Raw genomic sequence first — 15,349 nt, 5'->3', positions numbered from 1 at the left:
ACGCCCTACGGACCCATGATGGACTTCGCCCTCGACGACGAACAGAAGATGATGATCGACACGGTGCGTCGCTTCATCCGTGAAGAACTGCAGCCGCTCGAAGAGCGCCTGGAGCAAGACGGCGAGCTGGACCGCGACACCGCCATGGCCGTGTTCGAGAAGTCGCGCAGCCTCGGGCTCTACGCGATGAACATGCCCGCTGAGCTTGGTGGCGGGGGTCTGTCGACGCTCGACCGCATCCTCTGCGAGGAGCAGTTCGGCCACACCAGCGACTACCTGATCCGGCGTGCCTTCGGCAACGTCTACGAGCCCCTGCTCGAATGCCGTGGCGAGCAGATCGAGCGCTGGCTCCGGCCGGCCATCGACGGCCGACGCACCTGCGCGATCGCCATCACCGAGCCAGGTGCCGGCTCCGACGCCCAGGGCATCCGCACGACGGCCCGGCGCGATGCCAGCGGGCGCTGGGTGCTCAACGGCAGCAAGCACTTCATCAGCGATGGTCTGTGGAGCGACTTCTTCCTGGTCTCTGCCCGCACCGGCGAACGCGAGATCAGCATGTTCATGGTCGACAAAGGTCTGCCGGGATTCACCGTGGGCAAGGACCAGAAGATGATGGGCCTGCGCGGCACGCCCCACGTCGAGCTGTTCTTCGACCAGGTCGTGCTGGAGCCGCTGGCCCTGCTGGGTGCCGAGGGCCAGGGCTTCAAGCTGGCCATGGGTGCGCTCAATGTCGTGCGCCTGGCGCAGGTCGGCGCGCGTGCGGTCGGCAAGGCCAGCCATGTGCTGGAACAGGCCAGCGCCTACGCACAGGACCGCCAGCAGTTCGGCAGCAAGATCGCCGACTTCCAGATGGTCGGGCAGATGCTGGCCGACAGCGTCATCGAGATCAACGCCGCGCGCCTGATGGTCTGGCAGGCGGCCTGGATGATCGACCGCGGCATCGATGCGCGCGACACCATCGCGATGGTCAAGGTCCATGCGGCCGAGACGCTGGGCCGGGTGGTCGACCGGGCGGTGCAGGTCTTCGGTGGCATGGGCTACTGCAAGGAACTGCCAATCGAGCGCTACTTCCGCGATGCCCGCATCTACCGCATCTTCGACGGCACCTCGGAGATCCACCGCAGCGTCATCGCCCGCAGCCTGGGCAAGAAGGGCGCGGCGCTCTACGACGTGCACCGCTGAGCCGGGGATGATGACCATGCACGACAAGTTCATGAGCGCCGATGCGGCCGCAGCCTTGATTCCCGATGGCGCGACCGTCGCGCTGATGGGCGGTGGCGGCGGCCTGATGGAGGCGACCTGCGTCTTCCAGGCCATCGAGCGCCGTTTCCTCGCCACCGGCGCGCCGCGCGGCCTGACGGCGGTGCATGCGCTGGGCATCGGCGACAAGGCCAGCCGGGGCATGAACTGCTTTGCCCATGAAGGTCTGGTGCGCAAGGTGATCGGCGGCCACTGGGTCTGGTCGCCGCGCATGCAGCAGCTCGCCCGCGACAACCGCATCGAGGCCTACATCCTGCCGGGCGGCGTGTCCTCGCAGCTGTTCCGCGCCATTGGTGCCGGCCAGCCCGGCCTGATCACGCACGTCGGCCTGGGCACGGTCTGCGACCCGCGTCACGGCGGCGGGCGCATGAACGAGGCCGCCCGCGACGAGCTGGCCGAGCTCATCCGCCTCGATGGCCGCGAGTACCTGCGCTACAAGCCCTACCGCGTCGACGTGGCCATCGTGCGGGCATCGGCCGCCGATGAGGACGGTCACATCAGCTTCGAGCATGAGGCCGCCAACCTCGATGCCCAGGCCATCGCGCTGGCCGCCCGCAACAGCGGCGGGCGTGTCATCGTGCAGGTGCGCGAACGCTTGCCGCGTGGCGCGCTCAAGGCCCGCGAGGTCCGCATCCCGGCCGCCTGGGTCGATGCCATCGTGGTCGACGCGAACCAGCGCACCAGCTACGACATCCCCTTCGACGCCAGCCTGTCGGGCGAGCTGACCGGCGCGGCGCGTGCGGCGGCGGTGGCCGAGGCGCTGGCCGATGAGCCCTTCAGCGAACGGCTCGCGGTGGCGCGTCGTGCGGCCTGCGAACTGGTCGACGGCGCGGTCGTCAACTACGGCGTGGGCGTGCCCGACGCGGTCGCCAAGCTGGTCGTGCGGCGTGGCGAACTCGACCGGATCCACCAGACCATCGAACACGGCACCTATGGCGGCAGCCTGCTCGACGGCGTGCTGTTCGGCTATGCCCGCAACGCCAGCGCCATGCTGGACGCGCCGACCCAGTTCGACTTCTACGGCGGCGGCGGGCTGGCTCTGGCCTTCCTCGGCTTTGGCGAGTTCGACGCGCTGGGCAATGTCAACGTCTCCAAGCTTGGCGGCCTGGCCGTCGGTCCGGGCGGCTTCATCGACATCGCCCAGAACGCCCGCAAGGTCGTGTTCTGCGGCACCTTCGCGGCCAAGGGCGTCCAGCTCGAAACCGGCGACGGCCAGATGCGCGTGACGCGCCAGGGCCAGGTGCGCAAGCTCGTGCGTGCGGTCGAACAGATCACCTTCAGCGGCCCGCAGGCCCTGCAGCGCGGCCAGAGCGCGCTCTACCTGACCGAGCGCGCCAGCTTCCGGCTGGTCGACGGCGGGGTCGAGCTGTTCGAGATCGCGCCCGGCATCGACCTGCAGCGCGATGTGCTCGACCAGATGGACTTCAGCCCGCGCATCGCCAGCGACCTGCGGGTCATGCCGGCCTCGCATTTCTTGCGCGAGGACGACGGCCATGGCTCGCTGACCTCGCGAGCTGCGGCATCGGCATCGGCTGCGGCATCCGCATCGGCCTGAGCCGGACACCACCACCTCCCTCGGTTCCCTTTGTTGATCGGACTTCTCCCATGACCACCCTGTACGACGTCACCACGCTCGAGATCAAGGTCTTCAGCAATGCCTCGGTCTATGCCGCGCTGAAGAAGGCCTTGCCCGATGCCGGCGGCACGCTGGTCGGCGCCTTCGCCTCCGACATCGGCGAACTCAGCCGCGTGCTGATCCTGCGCGCGTTCGACGACGCCAACGCGCTGGTCGCCGCGCGCCAGAAGCTGCTGCTGTCGGCCGACCCGCTGGGCTGCGCCGAATGGCTGGTCTCGCTGCGTTCGCAGAGCCATGCGCTGTTCCCCTTCCTCAACCCGCCGCAGGCCGGTGCCCACGGTCGCTGGTACGAGTTCCGCACCTATGGTCTGCGCCAGGGCCTGCTCGGCCAGACGATTGAGGCCTGGAAGGAAGCCGTGCCTGCACGCCACGCCATGTCGCCGCTGATCGGCGCCTTCACCGCGCTGGACGGCGAGCAGCCGCGTTTCCTCAACATCTGGGCCTATGACAGCCTCGAACAGCGCTCGCAGTTCCGTGCCGATGCCGTCAAGCAAGGCATCTGGCCGCCCAAGGGCGGACCGGCCTCGCTGACGACGATGACGTCCTGGGTGTGCGCGCCGCTGGCGTTCTCGCCGATGAGGTGAGCGCGCCGGTTCGCGGCGCTGCCTGACCTTCTACAGGGCGCCCCGGCAGTTCGGCACGCCACAGCGGCAGGTGAGCTTGCCCTCGTGGTGTGTCTCGCCATAGTCGGCCACCAGTTCCTCACCCGCCGCGATCGCGCGCATGGCGTAGAGCTCGACCCGACCGCCGCGGATGCGCAGCACGGCGTTGGGCTGGCAGGAGTGGTTGGTGTAGCGCAGCGGATCGCTCGAATGGGTCGCGTCGATGGCGCGCTTGTCGCTGATCTCGACCATCATGATGCGGGCCTGGCCCTTCACGCGCTGGCGGGCCTCGCGCACGCTGATGGCCTCGCCGCGGATCTCGCCGATCTTCTTGTAGGCGGGGATGTCCTCGCCCGCGAAGGCGCCGGTGCCGTCGATCGCGCTGGGGCGGTTCTCGACCGTGTACTTGTTCGGATCGGCCGGTGCTTTCTTGCGCGGCGCGGCGAGGGGCGCGAAGGGGCCGGGCAGGCTGGGATGCGGCCAAGCCACGCTCGGGCGGCTGGCGCTGGCGCGCCGTCCTTCGGTCCAGGCGTCTTGCCAGGCCGACCACTGGGCCAGTCCGTCGTCGTTCAGGGCCCGCACCAGACAGGCGACCGGCGCACCGGTGGACGCGGCCGAACGCAGCTGCGCGGGGCTCAGGATGCCGCCGATCGCGACCACCGGCAGGCCGGCCATGGCCGTCCACCAGGCCAGGTTGTCCAGCCCCTGCGCGCGCCAGGGCATGGCCTTGGTCAGCGTGGGCCAGACGGGACCGCAGGCGACGACGGCCGGGCCCATGGCGCGGGCGCGGGCGAGTTCCCACAGGCTGTGCGAGCTCAGGCCCAGCGCCAGCGGCCGTTGTGGGTCGGCGTGCAGCAGGGCCTGCAGTTGGGCGCGGCCTTCGCGGCCCAGCGCGGCCAGGTCTTCCTGACCCAGGTGCATGCCGATGCGCACCGCCGCCCGCCGCGCATCGCCTTGCCAGGCGGCGACCAGTTGGCCGGCCACGCGCCAGTGGTCGTTGATGACCAGCACGATGTGGCCCGTGGCACGGTGGGCGATCAGGGCGTCGGCGGCGAGCGTGGCCTGGGCCCGCACATGGGCCTCGAAGGCCGCATCGTCCAGGCCGGCATGGGCCTCGCGCTTGATGCGCAACTGCAGGGCACACAGATCGTCGCCCGCCACCGCCAGGATGGCGTCGACCCGCGCCGCCTCGTCGACCAGCGCATAAAGGCCAGGCCCGAAGGGCGGGGCCGGGCGGGGCGCCGGAGGCTCGACATCGTCGGCGCCGTCGAGCATCGGCAGCAGCTCCGGCTGCTGCATGAAGCGGTGGATCGGCGTGTCCGTGGCGACCGCTTGCACGGCCATGGCGGCGATCACCGCCGCATCGGCGTCGACAAAGCCCCGGGCCAGCGCGGCCGCGTGGGCCGTGGCGACGATGCGCCGGCTCGCCGCGCTGGTGTCGACTGGCGTGGGCAGCCAGAGCCGGCCGCTGGCATGCGGCGTGTCCAGCCGCAAGGCGCGGCCGTCGTCGCACAGCTCCGGCGCAAGGATGGACGGGCCTTGGTGGCCGTCGATCCGTGGCTGGGTCAGCGTCGCATCGGGTCGGACCGTGATGTCGCAAGCCGCTGCGAGCGCCTGCACGTGGGCGTCGTCACACCAGGTCGACGGCAGATCGACGCTGGGGTGGATCGGCGCATGAGCCATCGCCTTGGCCATGACTGTCAACCGATCAGGAAGGGTCGGCCGCCGACCGGCGTGCTGGCCACCGCCATGTCCTGCGGGGCCATCACGCCGGACTCGCGCGCCAGCCGTCCGGCACGCACGGCCTGACCGAAGGCGGCGGCCATGCGCACCGGGTCGCCGGCCTGCGAGACCGCCGAGTTCAGCAGCACCGCGTCATAGCCCAGTTCCAGCGCCTGCGCCGCATGGGAAGGCGCGCCGATGCCGGCGTCGACGATCAGCACGGCGTCGGGCAAGCGTTCGCGCAGCGTGCGCAGCGCCCAGGGGTTGAGCAGGCCCTGTCCGGAGCCGATCGGCGCACCCCAGGGCATCAGCACCTGGCAGCCGGCATCGAGCAGGCGCTGGCAGGTCACCAGGTCATCGGTGCAGTAGGGGAAGACGTCGAAGCCGTCGCGGATCAGCGTGCTGGCCGCCTCGACGGTGCCCCAGGGGTCAGGCTGCAGCGTGTGTTCGTCGCCGACGACTTCGAGCTTGAGCCAGGTCGTGCCGTACAGCTCGCGCGCCATGTGGGCCAGCGTGATCGCCTCATCGGCCGTGCGGCAGCCGGCGGTGTTGGGCAGGAGCCGGGCGCCGCGTTCGACCAGCGCACGCTGGATCGCCGCGATGTGGCCGTTGTCGCCACCAGCGGCCAGCGTGCGCTTGAGGCCCACGGTGACGACCTGCGTGCCGCTGGCGGCAATGGCGTCGTGCAGCACCTGCGGCGAGGGGTAGCCGGCGGTGCCCAGCAGCAGGCGGCTGTCGAGGCTGACGCCATAGGCGGACCAGGGGCGTGCGTGCATCAGGGTGTCGGTCATGTTCGGTGCGGCGGGTCGTGTCGGGTCAGGTCAGGTCAGGTCGCGTCAGGTCACGCCAAGTCGTTGCAGGGCGGCTCAGCCGCCGACGATGGCCTGGAACAGCGTCACGGCGTCGCCGTCCTGCAGGGTGTGGCTCAGGCGGCGAGCCCGTGCCACGAAGGCGCCATTGACGGCGGTGGCGTAGCGCTCCGGCGCCAGTGCGGCGCTGGCGGGGTGTTGCGCCAGCAGCTCGGCCAGCGTCGTGCCGGCGGCGGCGCTCAGGCTCACGCCGTCCAGCGTCAGGTGCAGGACGGCGGCGGATTCATGCGTGTTCATCGGCGCTTCCTTCGATCAGGGTGTCCAGGGCGCTGGCCAGACCGACGCGTCGCAGGCCGTCTTGCAACAGGGCCGGCGCGATCAGCCAGCCGTGCCGGAACAGGCCGTTGATGCGCAACAGGCCGTCGCAGGCCTCGGTGCGCGGCGCGTGGTCGGGCAGGGCGGGGCGCAGATTGGTTTCGAGGTGGACGATGCGCGCCTCGGCGAGCGAGGGCAGCACGCTGTGCGCAGCAGCCATCAGCTCGACGGCGCTGCGCAGGCTGGCGGGCGAGCGGTCTTCACTCTCGATCTCGCTGGCGCCGATGACGACCCGCTCGCCCGGTCGCGGCACGATGTAGACGCGGTGACGCGGGTGCAGCAGGCGCAGCGGACGGTCCAGTCGCAGGCCGGGCGCATGCAGCCAGACCAGCTCGCCGCGCACGCCGCGCATGTCCGACAGGCCGGCGGCGGCATCGGGCCGCGCGCCCAGGCCGCGCAGGTCCAGCGCCAGGTCGCAGCGCAGCCCCTCGCCACCGGCCAGCCGCAGCAGGCCAGGCTCGACCGCGTCGACCGAGGTGGACCAGCGCCAGCGGAGGTCGGCGGAGGTCGCTGCGGCCAGGCCCGCCAGCATCATGGCCGGCACCAGCTGGCCTTCGTCGGGCAACAGCCAGGCCCGCAGGGCGGGGTCGACGGCGGGTTCGAGCGCCCGCAACGTGGCTCGGTCCAGGGCTTGTGGCTGCGGCCAGTCGGTGCGCAGCCCGGCACCGAGGCGGACACGGCTCAGGACCCGTTCGGCCGCGCCCAGGTCACTGCCATGGGCCAGCAGCAGGCTGCCTTGTCGACGCATCCCGATCGGGCCGAAGGCGTCGTGACCGGGCACCTCGGGCGCGTCATGCTGGCCAAGTCGAAGGCTGTCGGTGCGCGCCTGTGCGGCGGCCGCACAGGCATCGGGCGCGGCCGCCAGCCGGGTCGCGACGGCCTGCCACAGCGCCAGCGAACGCCAGCCGAGTTCGGCCACCTCGGGCCCGGCGTTGTCCAGCTCGGCCAGCGGGCTGAGCATGCCGGCGGCGGTCTGCGCCGCTGCGCCGCGACCGTCATGGCGCGCGCCCGGACCCGTCGCCGGATCGACCACCGTGACGGCATGGCCGGCCCGCGCCAGCGCCCACGCGGCCAGACGTCCCAACACGCCGGCACCGGCGATGGCGATGTGCAGGCGCGCTGCGGCCCGGGCGGCCGCTGCCTCAGGCGGCATCGACCTCGGCCCGCAGTGCGGCCAGGATGCCGTCGGTCGACGGGCGCACGCCGCGCCAGAACTGGAAGGCCTCGGCGGCCTGTTCAACCAGCATGCCCAGACCGTCGCGGGTGACGGCCCCTTGCTCACGGGCCCAGGCCAGGAAGGGCCGGGCGGCCGGGCCGTACATCATGTCCAGCACCAGACAGCCGGGCCGCAAGGCGCTCGCAGCCACGGGGCTGCCGGCACCGGCCAGGCTGGCCGAGGTCGCGTTGACGACGATGTCGTGGCCACTGCCAGCTTCTTCCAGCGCACCGGCCCGCAGGCTCACGCCATGAGCCTGTGCCAGCGCCGCATGGCGGGCCACCGCCTCTTCGGCCTTGGCAATGGTGCGGTTGACCATCACCAGCTCGGCCACGCCAGCCTCGATCAGCGGACCCAGGGCGCCCAGGCCGGCACCACCCGAGCCGATCAGCAGCACACGGGCGCCCTTGAGCGGCACGCCGGCATTGACGGTGATGTCGTGCACCAGGCCGGCACCATCGGTGTTGTCGCCGGCCCAGCCGTCGGCATCGAAACGCAGCGTGTTGACCGCATGGGCCAGCTCGGCGCGTGGGGTGCGGCGCACCGCCGCCTGCCAGGCTTCGAGCTTGTAAGGCACGGTGATGTTGCAGCCCTTGCCGCCATCGACGGCGAAGGCGCGGACCTGGGCGGCGAAGGTGCCCGGTGCGATCTCGAGCCGGTCGTACTGCACCGGCTCGCCGGTCTCGGCAGCAAAGCGGCTGTGGATGGCCGGCGAGCGGCTGTGCTTGACCGGGAAACCGGCGATGACGTAGCGGTCCATCTTGTGCGTCTTCGGGTGGGCGTTGTCGATGCCGCATCGACCGTGGTCGACGCAGGTGTATCAGGTGGTTCCAAGGGGCCACTTGGAGCGGTCCGGCAGGCTCTGGGGACGACAGAATCGCGCCATGAAGAACCTGACCGACGTCGATTGTCGCGGAGCCGCTGATCCGGCCCGCCGTGCCCACCTGCTGCGCGCCCTGAGCTGGGCGGGCGCGGCACCGCTGCTGGCCCTGGGCGGCTGCGCCAGCGCGGGCGCGCAAGGCATTCAGGGCATCCAGCGCGAGTGGAACCTCAGCCAGATCGACCTGCTCAACGCGGTGGCCCCGCGCTTCCCGCTCAAGCGCCGGGTCGGCGAGATCTTCGACCTGCACCTGCTGCGCCCGAAGCTCAAGCTGCGGCCGGCCGACAACAAGCTGGTGTTCGGCTGCGACGTCGGCGTCGACGAGACACTGTTTTCCCGCCGCACCTTCGACGGCAACCTGACCTTCGCAACCGGCCTGCGCTACCAGGCCAGCGACGGCACCGTGCGTCTGGACGGCGTGCGCGGCGAAACCTTCAGCATCGCCGGCCTGCCCGGCCGCATCGCCGAAGCCGTCGAACGGGTCGGCCCGCGCGTGGTGGAAGAGGTCCTGCAGGACCACGAGGTCCACCGCTTCAACGACCGCCTGCGCGAAGGCATCAAACTGCTCGGCATGCAGCCGGGGGACTTCAGGGTGACGGATGCGGGCGTGCGGATGAGGCTGGTGCCGATACCGCTGTGAGCCGGTCGGGGCTCACCCCCCATCCCGCTTCGTCGCCACCAGCGGCTTGACATCCGGGGCTGGCATGCGTGGCCGGTCGGGTTCGACCGCTTCGAGCGGGGTGCATTCGACCAGGCTGGCGTGGCAGCGCAGGGTCAGGTCTTGGTAGACGCCGGTGCCTTCGCGCTTCCAGGCGATCTCGGTGGCGGTCAGTTCGCGCACGACCTTGGCGGGCAGGCCGGCGACCAGTGAGCGGGGGGGCAGTTTCAGGCCGGCGCGCACGAAGGCGCAGGCGGCGACGATGGTTTGCTCGCCGACTTCGGCCTCGTCCATCACCACCGCGTTCATGCCCACCAGCGCGTCGCGCCGGACCACGCAGCCGTGCAGCACGGCGCCGTGGCCGATGTGGCCGTTTTCCTCGACCACCGTGTCGCTGCCGGGGAAGCCGTGCATCACGCAGGTGTCCTGCACATTGGCACCCCGCTCGATGACGATGCGGCCGAAGTCGCCGCGCAGGCTGGCCAGCGGGCCGATGTAGGCGCCGGGGCCGACGATGACGTCGCCGATCAGGACGGCGGTCGGGTGGACATGGGCGGTCGGGTCGACGACCGGGCGGATGCCGTCGATGGCGTAACAAGGCATGGGCGGGGCTCCTGGAGCGGGTGGGTGCGGCCGGGCGGGCGGCCGGGCTGGCGGTACTGCGGGTTGATCCCGAGGCCGCTCGTCTTGTTGTGGATCAAGGCCGAGGCTACGATTTACCTACCGGTCGGTCAAGAATGTTTCGGAGCCCCCACCCGTGTCGAATGCCGAGTCCCAAGCCCTGATCCTGGTCAGCCAGGAAGGTGCCGTCCGCACCCTGACGCTGAACCGCCCGCAGGCGCTCAACAGCTTCACCACCGCCATGCATGGCGAGCTGCTGGCGGCGCTGGAAGCCGCTGCGGCCGATGCCGGCGTGCGCTGTGTCGTCATCACCGGTGCCGGGCGCGGTTTCTGTGCCGGGCAGGACCTGGGCGATCCGGCCGTCGCGCCGGTGATGGTCGACGGCCAGCTCGCGCCGAGCGCGCAGCAGCCCGACATCGGCGACCTGATCGAGGCCACCTACCGCCCGCTGGCGCTGCGCATCCGTTCGATGCCGGTGCCGGTCGTCGCGGCGGTCAATGGCGTGGCGGCAGGTGCCGGCGCCAACCTTGCGTTGGGTTGTGACCTGACGCTGGCGGCGCGCTCGGCCAGCTTCATCCAGGCCTTCGCCAAGATCGCGCTGGTGCCCGACTGCGGCGGCACCTGGCTGTTGCCGCGCCTGACCACCCGCCAGCGTGCACTCGGCCTGGCGATGCTGGGCGACAAGCTGCCGGCACAGCAGGCAGCCGACTGGGGCCTGATCTGGCAATGTGTCGATGACGCCGAATTCACCGCGACGGTCGCCGCGCTGGCGCAGCGTCTGGCCGCGATGCCGGTCAAGGCGCTGGTCGAGACCCGGGCCGCGCTCGATGCCGGTGCCGCGTCGACCCTTGACCAGGCCCTGACGCACGAGGCCCAGCTGCAACGTCGACTGGGCCGTTCGGCCGATTACGCCGAGGGCGTCGGAGCCTTCTTCGCCAAGCGCGTCCCCACCTTCACGGAGCGTTGAGATGAACCCGCAGCAGACCGCCGAACATGTGCGCGACGGCATGTACGCCAAGGACCGCGCCGCGCAGGCGCTGGGCCTGGCGATCACCGCCATCGCGCCAGGCCGCGCCACGGTCGAGATGACGGTGCGCGAGGACATGCTCAACGGCTTCGCGATCTGCCACGGTGGCATCGTCGCGACGCTGGCCGACACCGCCTTTGCCTACGCCTGCAATGCCGCCAACGAGGCCACGGTGGCCTCGGGCTTCTCGATCGACATCGTGGCGCCGTCGCATGAAGGCGACCGCCTCAGCGCCGTCGCCCGCGAGGTCCAGCGCGCCGGCCGCACGGGGGTCTACGACATCGAGGTCCACAACCAGAAGGGCGCGCTGATCGCGGTCTTCCGTGGCAAGTCCTATGCGATGAAGGGCCGGCAGACGGTGCCGGTTTCGGGGCCGGTGCCGGTGTCGGGGCCAGTGTCCGAACCTGCCGCCTGACCCCCATCCCACCGCCTTCCAGGAGACACCCCATGCCCGTCAAGCAACCTGCCCCCGGGGACCTCGAACCCATCGAGACCGCCAGCCGCGACGAGCTGCAGGCCCTGCAGCTCCAGCGCCTGAAACAGACGCTGGCGCATGCCTATGCCAACGTGGCGCACTACCGCGAGGCCTTCGACGCCAAGGGCGTCCATCCGGACGACCTGAAGACGCTGGCCGATCTGGCCAAGTTCCCGTTCACCGGCAAGGCCACGCTGCGCGACCACTACCCCTTCGGCCTGTTCGCGGTGCCGCGCGAGCAGGTGGTGCGGGTGCATGCCTCGTCGGGCACGACCGGCAAGCCGACCGTGGTGGGCTACACCCGCCAGGACATTGACCACTGGGCCGACCTGGTGGCGCGCTCGATCCGCGCAGCGGGTGGGCGGGCGGGCGACATCGTGCACGTGGCCTATGGCTACGGCCTGTTCACCGGCGGCCTGGGCGCGCACTACGGTGCCGAGCGGCTGGGCTGCACGGTCATCCCGATGTCGGGCGGCCAGACCGAGAAGCAGGTCCAGCTGATCACCGACTTCAAGCCCGACATCATCATGGTCACCCCGAGCTACATGCAGGTGATCGTCGAGGAAATGCGCCGCCAGGGCCTGGATCCGGCGGCCAGCTCGCTCAAGGTCGGCATCTTCGGTGCCGAGCCCTGGACCGAGGCGATGCGGCGCGAGATCGAGGCCAGCGCCGGCCTCGATGCGGTCGACATCTACGGCCTGTCCGAGGTGATGGGCCCGGGTGTGGCCAGCGAATGCATCGAGTCCAAGGACGGCCCGGTGATCTGGGAGGACCACTTCTATCCCGAGATCATCGACCCCGAAACCGGCGAGGTGCTGCCCGAGGGTTCCGAGGGCGAGCTGGTCTTCACCACGCTGACCAAGCAGGCGCTGCCGGTCATCCGCTACCGCACCCGCGACCTGACGCGGCTGTTGCCACCGACTTCGCGCAGCATGCGCCGCATCGGCAAGATCGTTGGCCGCAGCGACGACATGCTGATCATCCGCGGCGTCAATGTCTTCCCGACCCAGATCGAGGAGATCGTGCTTCAGCACGGCCAGCTGGCCGGCCAGTACCAGCTGGTCGTCAGCCGCGACGGCCACCTCGACGAGCTGGAGGTGCGTTGCGAACGGCTTGCCGGCGCGCCGGCCATCGTCTCGCAGGAGGCTGCGAGCTGGCTGCAGCAGCGCATCAAGACGCTGGTGGGCGTGACCGCACGGGTGGTGGTCGGTGAGCCCGACAGCATCGAACGCACGCTGGTCGGCAAGGCCCGCCGCGTGGTCGACAAGCGCCCGCGCGGCTGAGCCACGCCGTCCACACACAGACGCCCGATCCCGACATGCCACGCGGCCGTTCCGCCACCTATGCCGATCAGCACGAGGCCATCCTCGCGCATGCGGCCGAGCTGTTTGCCGCACGCGGCTATCCCGGCACGTCGATGAACGAGGTCGCCATGGCCTGCGGCCTGACCAAGCCGGCGCTCTACCACTATGTGCGCGACAAGGAAGCGCTGCTGCTGCAGATCTGCCAGCAGCACATCGCCCGGCTGCAGGCCCTGGTGGCCAGCGTGCAGGCACAAGGGCTGCTGGGCGAGGCCCAGCTGCGCGCGCTGATCCTCGCCTTTGTGCGGGCCTATGCCGATGCCCAGGGCGAACACCGCGTGCTGACCGAGGATGTGCGCTTCCTCGGCGAGGCCGAACGCAGCGTGGTGCTCGACGGCCAGCGCCAGGTCGTCGCGGCCTTCGCCGATGCGGTCGCGCAGGTCCGCCCGGCGCTGGCGGCCGCCTCGCTGCACAAGCCGCTGACGATGCTGCTGTTCGGCATGATCAACTGGATGTTCACCTGGCTGCAGCCCGATGGGCCGCTGACCCATGACGACATGGCCCCGGTGGTCGCCGACCTCTTCGTCGGTGGGCTGCTGGCCCTGCAGACACCGGCGCTGCAGGCCTCCGCCTGAGTCCTGCCTGTTCCTCGATCTGTTTGCTTTTCTGTTCCCGTTCCCGTTCCCGTTCCCCGCCCACGATCCCCAAGGAGACAAGACCATGATGATTCGACGCACCCTGATCGCCACCGCCGCGCTGGCCCTGCTCGGTTTCAATGCTGCCGTGGCGCAGGCCCAGATCAAGGTCGGTGTGACCGTCTCGGCCACCGGCCCGGCCGCCTCGCTGGGCATCCCGGAGAAGAACACCATCGCGCTGATGCCCAAGTCCATCGGCGGCAAGACGGTCGAATACATCGTGCTCGACGATGCGTCGGACACCACCAAGGCGGTGGCCAACACGCGTCGCCTGATCACCGAGGACAAGGTTGACATCGTGCTGGGTTCGACCACCACGCCCAACTCGCTGGCCATGATCGATGCGGTCGCGGAGGCCAAGGTGCCGATGATCTCGATGGCCGCCTCGGCCCGCATCGTCGAGCCGATGGACGACAAGAAGCGCTGGGTCTTCAAGACGCCGCAGAACGACATCATGATGTCGCTGGCGATCGCCACGCACATGGCCGACAACGGCGTGCGCAAGGTCGGTTTCATCGGCTTTGCCGATGCCTACGGCGAAGGCTGGTTCAACGAGTTCAGCAAGGCCGCCGCGCTCAAGGGCATCCAGATCGTCGCCAATGAGCGCTACGCCCGCAACGACACGTCGGTGACCGCACAGGTCCTGAAGCTGCAGGCCGCCAACCCGGACGCGGTGCTGATCGCCGGCTCGGGCACGCCCGCCGCGTTGCCGGCCAAGGCGCTCAAGGAGCGGGGCTACAACGGCAAGCAGTACCAGACCCACGGCGTGGCCAACAACGACTTCCTGCGCGTCGGTGGCAAGGACGTCGAAGGCACCATCCTGCCCAGCGGCCCGGTCCTGGTGGCCGACCAGTTGCCCGCCAATCACCCGGTGCGCAAGAGCGCACAGGCCTATGTCGCGGCCTATGAAGCGGCCAATGGCAAGGGCAGCGTCAGCACCTTCGGCGCCCATGCCTGGGACGCCGGTGCGCTGATGGCGGCGGCGGTTCCGGCCGCGTTGAAGAAGGCCCAGCCCGGCACGGTCGAGTTCCGCGCCGCGCTGCGCGACGCGCTCGAAGGCGTGAAGGACCTGGCCGGCGCACACGGCATCTTCAACATGTCGGCCGGCGACCACCTGGGCCTGGACCAGCGCGCCCGCGTGATGGTCAAGATCGAGAACGGCGCCTGGACCTACCTGCCCTGAACGACACGACGGCGCCGCCCATGCCCACCCTCTACCGGACGTTCGAGACGCAGGCGCAGATCGACGCCCAGTACAACCCGTCGCTGCCGGTGGCCGATCCGGCCGCCGAGCTGCGCCACTACGTTGAACGCAGTGCGCAGGCGCGGGCGGCGCATCCGTCGCTGCGCACGGGAGTGGCCTACGGGCCGACGCGGGCCGAGACGCTGGACATCTTTCCGGCCGACCGGCCCGGCGCGCCGGTCTTTGTCTTCATCCACGGCGGCTACTGGCGGGCGCTGTCGGCAGGCGACTTCAGCTGCGTCGCCCTCGGCCCGCAGCGACGCGGCTTTGCCAGCGTGGTCGTCAACTACGCGCTCTGTCCGTGGGTGACGCTCGACGAGATCGTGCGCCAGGTGCGGGCGGCGCTGGCCTGGACGTGGCAGCACGCGGCGGACTTCAACGGCGACCGCGAGCGCATCGTCATCGCGGGCCATTCGGCCGGTGGACAACTGGGCGCAATGGCCCTGCACACCGACTGGGCCGGCGACTACGGCCTGCCGGCCGACCCGCTGCGTGGCGCCTGGCTGGTCAGCGGCCTCTATGACCTCGCACCGCTGCGCTGGAGCTACCTGCAGCCGGTGATCCAGCTCGACGAGCGCACCATCGCCCGCCAGTCGCCGATCCACACGCTGCGGCCTTGCCAGACACCGCTGCGGCTGGTCTGGGGCGCCCTGGAGAGCAGCGAGTTTGCGCGCCAGTCGACGGCCTATGCCGAAGGCTGGCGCGGCGCCGGCAACACGGTCGAGACCGAAGCCTTGGACGGCCTGCACCACTACACCGCCATCCACGCCTTCGAGGACGCCGACAGCGCGGCTTGCGAGTGGCTGGATCGCCAGGCACGCGGCTGACG

16 protein-coding genes are annotated in these 15,349 nt (G+C 70.5%); 10 read left to right on the top strand and 6 right to left on the bottom strand.

Annotated elements, in window-relative coordinates:
• The first annotated feature begins 18 nt into the window (after window positions 1-18).
• The 3 genes from EV685_RS01040 to EV685_RS01030 are packed head-to-tail and all read left to right on the top strand — an operon-like array spanning window position 19 to window position 3,480.
• The gene (locus EV685_RS01040; protein ID WP_130480145.1) at window positions 19-1,182 is read left to right on the top strand and encodes an acyl-CoA dehydrogenase family protein; all 1,164 of its coding nucleotides are present in this window, start codon (window positions 19-21) and stop codon (window positions 1,180-1,182) included.
• 16 nt (window positions 1,183-1,198) lie between these two features.
• The gene (locus EV685_RS01035; RefSeq protein ID WP_130480144.1) at window positions 1,199-2,815 is read left to right on the top strand and encodes an acyl CoA:acetate/3-ketoacid CoA transferase; all 1,617 of its coding nucleotides are present in this window, start codon (window positions 1,199-1,201) and stop codon (window positions 2,813-2,815) included.
• 50 nt (window positions 2,816-2,865) lie between these two features.
• On the top strand, window positions 2,866-3,480 hold the full coding sequence (locus EV685_RS01030; protein WP_130480143.1) for an NIPSNAP family protein: 615 nt from the start codon (window positions 2,866-2,868) through the stop codon (window positions 3,478-3,480).
• A 30-nt stretch (window positions 3,481-3,510) separates the two neighbouring features.
• On the opposite strand, the gene EV685_RS20845 is transcribed toward EV685_RS01030, so the two are convergent.
• The 5 genes from EV685_RS20845 to aroE form a co-directional block, all read right to left on the bottom strand.
• Window positions 3,511-5,193 (bottom strand): thiamine phosphate synthase, encoded by a 1,683-nt coding sequence (locus tag EV685_RS20845; RefSeq protein ID WP_130480142.1) that lies wholly within the window; start codon window positions 5,191-5,193, stop codon window positions 3,511-3,513.
• A gap of 5 nt (window positions 5,194-5,198) precedes the next feature.
• A complete protein-coding gene (locus EV685_RS01020; RefSeq protein ID WP_242615353.1) occupies window positions 5,199-6,011 on the bottom strand; it encodes a thiazole synthase in 813 nt (270 codons plus the stop codon).
• Between the two features lie 75 nt (window positions 6,012-6,086).
• Window positions 6,087-6,326, bottom strand: coding sequence for a sulfur carrier protein ThiS (gene thiS, locus EV685_RS01015; protein ID WP_130480141.1), 240 nt, complete (start codon window positions 6,324-6,326; stop codon window positions 6,087-6,089).
• Window positions 6,313-7,557: an FAD-dependent oxidoreductase gene (locus EV685_RS01010; RefSeq protein WP_130480140.1), complete on the bottom strand. Its 1,245-nt coding sequence runs from the start codon at window positions 7,555-7,557 to the stop codon at window positions 6,313-6,315. Before EV685_RS01010 ends, thiS begins: the two co-directional genes overlap by 14 nt.
• The gene (aroE, locus tag EV685_RS01005; protein WP_130480139.1) at window positions 7,547-8,380 is read right to left on the bottom strand and encodes a shikimate dehydrogenase; all 834 of its coding nucleotides are present in this window, start codon (window positions 8,378-8,380) and stop codon (window positions 7,547-7,549) included. The genes EV685_RS01010 and aroE overlap by 11 nt, the downstream gene beginning before the upstream one ends.
• A 124-nt stretch (window positions 8,381-8,504) precedes the next feature.
• Between aroE and EV685_RS01000 the strand changes: the two genes are divergently transcribed.
• Complete coding sequence (locus tag EV685_RS01000) at window positions 8,505-9,140, top strand: hypothetical protein (RefSeq protein ID WP_130480138.1); 636 nt, start codon at window positions 8,505-8,507, stop codon at window positions 9,138-9,140.
• A 12-nt stretch (window positions 9,141-9,152) separates the two neighbouring features.
• On the opposite strand, the gene paaY is transcribed toward EV685_RS01000, so the two are convergent.
• The gene (paaY, locus tag EV685_RS00995) at window positions 9,153-9,761 is read right to left on the bottom strand and encodes a phenylacetic acid degradation protein PaaY (RefSeq protein WP_130480137.1); all 609 of its coding nucleotides are present in this window, start codon (window positions 9,759-9,761) and stop codon (window positions 9,153-9,155) included.
• A gap of 154 nt (window positions 9,762-9,915) precedes the next feature.
• Between paaY and EV685_RS00990 the strand changes: the two genes are divergently transcribed.
• The 6 genes from EV685_RS00990 to EV685_RS00965 all read left to right on the top strand — a co-directional run bounded on the left by EV685_RS00990 (window position 9,916) and on the right by EV685_RS00965 (window position 15,347).
• Entirely contained in the window at window positions 9,916-10,746 is an 831-nt protein-coding gene (locus tag EV685_RS00990; RefSeq protein ID WP_130480136.1) for an enoyl-CoA hydratase-related protein, read from the top strand.
• Window position 10,747: 1 nt separating this feature from the next.
• Complete coding sequence (gene paaI / locus EV685_RS00985; protein WP_130480135.1) at window positions 10,748-11,221, top strand: hydroxyphenylacetyl-CoA thioesterase PaaI; 474 nt, start codon at window positions 10,748-10,750, stop codon at window positions 11,219-11,221.
• Between the two features lie 32 nt (window positions 11,222-11,253).
• Window positions 11,254-12,564 (top strand): phenylacetate--CoA ligase PaaK, encoded by a 1,311-nt coding sequence (gene paaK, locus EV685_RS00980; RefSeq protein ID WP_130480134.1) that lies wholly within the window; start codon window positions 11,254-11,256, stop codon window positions 12,562-12,564.
• Window positions 12,565-12,599: 35 nt separating this feature from the next.
• On the top strand, window positions 12,600-13,217 hold the full coding sequence (locus EV685_RS00975; protein ID WP_130480133.1) for a TetR/AcrR family transcriptional regulator: 618 nt from the start codon (window positions 12,600-12,602) through the stop codon (window positions 13,215-13,217).
• Window positions 13,218-13,305: 88 nt separating this feature from the next.
• Complete coding sequence (locus tag EV685_RS00970) at window positions 13,306-14,460, top strand: ABC transporter substrate-binding protein (RefSeq protein WP_420820806.1); 1,155 nt, start codon at window positions 13,306-13,308, stop codon at window positions 14,458-14,460.
• A 20-nt stretch (window positions 14,461-14,480) separates the two neighbouring features.
• Window positions 14,481-15,347 (top strand): alpha/beta hydrolase, encoded by an 867-nt coding sequence (locus tag EV685_RS00965; RefSeq protein WP_130480131.1) that lies wholly within the window; start codon window positions 14,481-14,483, stop codon window positions 15,345-15,347.
• Window positions 15,348-15,349 lie beyond the last annotated feature (2 nt).

Origin of the sequence: Sphaerotilus mobilis (genome assembly GCF_004216565.1) — a bacterium.
Lineage (GTDB): Bacteria > Pseudomonadota > Gammaproteobacteria > Burkholderiales > Burkholderiaceae_C > Sphaerotilus > Sphaerotilus mobilis.
This window is presented reverse-complemented; position numbering and strand designations above follow the sequence as displayed.